Origin of the sequence: Flavobacterium branchiophilum NBRC 15030 = ATCC 35035 (genome assembly GCF_002217205.1) — a bacterium.
Taxonomy (GTDB): domain Bacteria; phylum Bacteroidota; class Bacteroidia; order Flavobacteriales; family Flavobacteriaceae; genus Flavobacterium; species Flavobacterium branchiophilum.
In genome coordinates this window covers 464-3984 of record NZ_MUGT01000183.1, presented here as the reverse complement: position 1 = coordinate 3984, position 3521 = coordinate 464, and the positions used below count along the sequence as shown (strand labels likewise).

Below are 3521 nucleotides of genomic sequence, written 5' to 3'. Positions count from 1 at the left end.
AAGTAAGTAACTCGATAATATTTTTTATGACTTGATAAAATCCCAACATCTGTATAACTCTTTATTTCTTTTATTCTACTACCTCCAGCAAAACCAATGTAGGGATTTAATTGGTTTTTAGAGTCCGATAATACTCTAGAATGCCGATGTGCTTCCCAAATAAATGAGGTTGTGCCACCTGTTGGATATTTTATCTCTGTTAATAACCCTTTTGTTACATAAAGAGGATTAGTTTCCCTATTTGAAAAAGCACCACTTAAAGCTGAACCTATATTTTTATTATTGTAAAAACCCCAATGATCAATATAATTACCGCCAAATAAGGGTAAATCTGCTATGTTATCATATTTAAATTCATATTTTTTTTGAATAGACGAATCACTACCCAGCATATTAAATTTTGAAAGAGCAAATCTTTGATTTGAGTTTTCAAAATATTCAAAAGTAAATTTATAAACATCGGTGTTAGTTGCCTTACTTTTAATATCAATGTTGGTTAATTTATTTGTTTTTAAATTAGGAAACCAACCAGGTTGAATAGGATAAGGAGACATTGCCCCTGGAGCTGATGAACCATATTGTTCATTTGCATCGTCCCATTGATGAGGAGGATCTACTGAATTAAGTTGTGTTGGTGTATAAAATAATGTAGTTGCTGGTGAACTAGAAAAAGTTACTGTTTCAATTTCTGTATCTATAGTTTTTAAATACATTGGAAAAACGAGTCTTCCAGCCAATCTATAAGAATTCATTAGCTGTGACGTAGAGAAACTACCATTCTGTGAACCAGTAACACCTGAACCTACTATTTCTGGAGGGTTGCAAGAATTCGACGTGAAAGATTGACTATACGTATTACAATAATGAGATAAATATAGACTTGGATAATTACGTACATAATTATAATTTATTATTTTTCCATTAACATCTTCAATTTTTTTTAATAACCAAGATGAGAGATCAATTCCATTATAGCATGTACCGGAACCACTATACTGTGTTGTAAATTCAACAGCATCAATACCACCAAATGTATATTTTGATCCGTCGGGTGTAGTTATTGTAAATTCTTTAAAAAAAACGGATTGATTGGAACTATAATAATCAGTCATCCAAGTATGATTTGCAGATGTTACATATTTATATAACGCATTATTTATACACTCTTGAGGTGTAAATAACCCATTTACTTCCACCTTTATTTTTTCATCTGAAATAACTACCCAGCCATTTGCAGATCCAGCATAATAAAATTTTCCAGAATGTCCCAAAAAATTAAAACTGAATTCATCAGCTTGTTGGTCACTATAAATATTACCCAAATTATAGTAATAAATATTATTGGGATTATTCCAATTAGGATCATTATAAAGAATATTTGCACCACCTGCTAAATATCCAGTAAAGCATGCATAACTCCCACTTGAAGGACAAACATATTCATCATAATGTCCTCTAACTTCACGACTTATATTGCCGCCGCAATTTAAATCCCATCCCAATCCAACCCAACTAGGGGGTTGATTAGGTTTTACAGAACTTGCATGATATCTCAACTCAATAGGGATTTTAATATTTCCTGATTCTATTTGTTGTATTGGAATTGATATATCAGGAGTTCCTGTAAATAAATTTATTGGAATGTCATTAAACCTTTCCATAGATGTAACATTAGGGCTTTTTACACTTTTTGTATTTAAATATTGGCTTTTAACTCCGTGTATAACACTCATGATTACTAAAATAGACGTAATTATTTTCTTCATTTTTTAAAATTTATATTTTAGAATTTCCTTTAATTATTTTCACTCCATCATTCTGAACATTAGTTTTTATGTTAATGATGTATATACCATCGGGATAACTACTTAAATCTATAGGTATTGTTCTTGTTTTGATATCAAATTGTTTAATAATTTTACCAGATAAGTCAGATAACGTAGCGATTCCTTGTTCAAAATCGTAGCCCACAATAATGTTTGTAAAAGCCGTAGTGGGGTTTGGGTAGGCCTCTAGGCTGTTACGTTGGGTTTGTGTTTTGTTGTTGTCTTTGAGTTTGACTACCCAAAAATCGTTGCTTCCCATGGTTTGCGATTTGTCTCCCGAGGGTTTTGCGTTGGAGGTGCCAGCCATCAAATAGCCGCCATCTCTGGTTTCGATGGCTTTTTTTAGCAAGTCGTCGCCTTTGCTGCCAACGGTTCGTTGCCATAGCGGTTCGCCCATGGCGTTGGTTTTTATCATGATGTAGTCGCCACCATCGGTTTTTTGATTGTTTATTGGGGTTGTGGGGCTATAGCCACCAAGCAATAGGCTTTGGTCTTTGTTTTCTACCATCGAGGTCAGTATGTCGGTAGTGTCGGTGTTATATGTTTGTTGCCAGATCATTTGTCCGCTGGTATCGAGTTTGATAACCCAAAAGTCAGCCCCATTTTCGGCAAGGGTTGTGCTGCCTCCCGCCAAAAAATTGCCGTCTTGGCATTGGTGCACTACATAGAGCTGGTCGTCGCCTTTGTTGCCCAAGGTTTTTTGCCATATCATGTTGCCGTTTGCGTCTGTTTTGATGATCCAAAAATCGCCAATGCCGTTGTTGTCCTCTAGCTTGTTGCCGCTAGTGGGCGAGTTAGAGTAGCCGCCCAAAAGGAAGCCCCCGTCTGCAGTAACAACAAGGCTTCTGAGTTCGTCAAAAAACTGTCCGCCAAAGGTTTTTTGCCACATCAATTGTCCATTTCGGTCTATTTTTACTAGCCAATAATCCATGTTGCCAAAAGCTTCGCTGGTTTTGTCGTTGAGGGTGTTGGTATCGTCTTTGGGTTCAGATGCCGATGAGCCGCCAATGATGTAGCCGCCGTCTGGAGTTGGCTTGATGCTCAACAATTTTTCTTGTCCGGTGCCGCCAATCGTTTTTTGCCATTCTTCCTGCCCAGCAGCATTGAGTTTGATGATCCAAAAATCGTCGTTGCCACGAGCAGGTTCTTTCTTGTCAAAATCGGCACTGGGCAAAGGTTTTTTGTTTGGATTAACAATAAATGAGGCACTAGTTCCTGCTAGTACAAAGCCTCCATCTTTTGTAAGGGCCACGCTTTGTAAAAAATCTTGCCCCGATCCGCCAAAGTTTTTTTGCCAATCTAAATCGCCATTTTCTTTCATTTTCCAGACCCAAAAGTCTAAATCGCCATTGTTTTTTTCGGATTTGTTTCCCGATTTTTCGGACAAAGAACTCCCCGCCAAAATAAAGCCATAATCAGGCGTAGGCAGCGCATCCATCAAATAATCGGCATGCACCCCACCATAAGACCGTTCCCACTGAATGTCTTGAGCATTCAGGCTACCAAAAGACCATCCAAGTCCCAGCAGCCACAACCATTTTTGTGTCATGTTGTTTAAAATTTAGTATTAATTGATAATTGATAATTGTTGATTGTTGTTTGTTGTTTGTTGATTGTTGATTGTAGATTGTTGTTTGTTGTTTGTTGATTGTTGATTGTTGATTGTTGATTGTTGATTGTTGAATGTTGATTGTT

2 protein-coding genes are annotated in these 3521 nt (G+C 36.7%); both read right to left on the bottom strand.

Features of this window, described 5'->3' with window-relative positions; translation table 11 throughout:
- The coding region (locus tag B0A58_RS15500; protein WP_207758865.1) for a hypothetical protein at positions 1-1766 on the bottom strand (1766 nt) is incomplete at its 3' end.
- 10 nt (positions 1767-1776) lie between these two features.
- The gene (locus tag B0A58_RS15495) at positions 1777-3375 is read right to left on the bottom strand and encodes a T9SS type A sorting domain-containing protein (RefSeq protein ID WP_089081791.1); all 1599 of its coding nucleotides are present in this window, start codon (positions 3373-3375) and stop codon (positions 1777-1779) included.
- Positions 3376-3521 lie beyond the last annotated feature (146 nt).

Coding starts and splice junctions, on each gene's coding strand:
- B0A58_RS15495 (WP_089081791.1), bottom strand. CDS start 3,375: ATGACACAAAAATGGTTGTGGCTGCTGGGACTTGGATGGTCTTTTGGT.